This is a genomic window from Streptomyces sp. NPDC101151 (genome assembly GCF_044768335.1).
Classification (GTDB): Bacteria; Actinomycetota; Actinomycetes; order Streptomycetales; family Streptomycetaceae; genus Streptomyces.
This window is the reverse complement of the sequence record NZ_JBIWPP010000141.1, coordinates 1-1,264: the sequence shown is the minus strand read 5'-3', so window position 1 is coordinate 1,264 and position 1,264 is coordinate 1. Positions and strand designations below refer to the sequence as shown.

Below are 1,264 nucleotides of genomic sequence, written 5' to 3'. Positions count from 1 at the left end.
CACTCGGAGAAGTACCAGCTCAAACCCCGCGACTGGGCAGCCGCCGCCCGCGAGGGCCGCACCATCGCCCCCCTCATCACCCGGCTGAACACCATTCGCCGAGAGCACCCTGCGCTCCAGCGCCTGCGGAACCTTCGCTTCCACCGGACCGACAACGACCAGGTGCTCGCCTACAGCAAGAGCACGGGCCCGGACACGGTCATCGTGGTCGTCAACCTCGACCCCCACCACACCCAGGAAGCCACGGTCTCGTTGGACATGCCGCAACTCGGCCTGGACTGGAACGCTGCCCTGTCCGTGCGCGACGAACTGACAGGGGAGACCTACCACTGGGGCAGGACCAACTTCGTGCGCCTCACGCCCGGCCGGACGCCGGCGCATGTGCTCCACGTCGGGCGATCGAAGCCACAGATCGGAGGGCCCTCAGCGTCATGACTGTCAACGACCCCGTGCCGGACACTTTCGAGGACACTCCGGCCAAGGACCGGGACCCCGAGTGGTTCAAACGTGCCGTCTTCTACGAGGTACTGGTCCGCTCCTTCCAGGACAGCGACGGCGACGGCATCGGCGACCTCAAGGGCCTGACCGCCAAACTCGACTACCTGCAGTGGCTCGGCGTCGACTGCCTCTGGCTGCCGCCGTTCTTCAAGTCGCCTCTGCGTGACGGCGGTTACGACGTCTCCGACTACACCGCCGTACTCCCCGAGTTCGGTGACCTGGCCGACTTCGTGGAGTTCGTGGACGCCGCCCACCAGCGCGGCATGCGCGTCATCATCGACTTCGTCATGAACCACACCAGCGACCAGCACCCGTGGTTCCAGGAGTCCCGCAAGAACCCCGACGGCCCCTACGGCGACTTCTACATGTGGGCCGACGACGACAAGCAGTACGAGGACGCGCGGATCATCTTCGTCGACACCGAGGCCTCCAACTGGACCTTCGACCCCGTCCGGGGTCAGTACTACTTCCACCGCTTCTTCTCCCACCAGCCGGACCTCAACTACGAGAACCCGGCCCTGCAGGAGGAGATCCTGGCCGCTCTGAAGTTCTGGCTGGACCTGGGCATCGACGGCTACCGACTCGACGCGGTCCCCTACCTCTACGCGGCCGAGGGCACCAACTGCGAGAACCTGCCCGCCACGCACGCCTTCCTCAGGCGCGTCCGCCGCGAGATCGACACCCAGTACCCGGACACCGTGCTGCTGGCGGAGGCCAACCAGTGGCCCGAGGACGTGGTCGACTACTTCGGCGACTACGCCTCCGG

2 protein-coding genes are annotated in these 1,264 nt (G+C 66.4%); both read left to right on the top strand.

Annotation, left to right across the window (positions count from 1 at the left end; all coding sequences use genetic code 11):
• Positions 1 to 435, top strand: a 435-nt coding sequence (locus tag ACIRU3_RS47800; protein ID WP_404070804.1) for an alpha-glucosidase C-terminal domain-containing protein, incomplete at its 5' end; no start/stop codon positions are given.
• Positions 432 to 1,264 (top strand): alpha-amylase family glycosyl hydrolase (locus ACIRU3_RS47795; protein ID WP_404070801.1); only part of this gene is annotated, 833 nt, incomplete at its 3' end. The genes ACIRU3_RS47800 and ACIRU3_RS47795, both read left to right, overlap by 4 nt.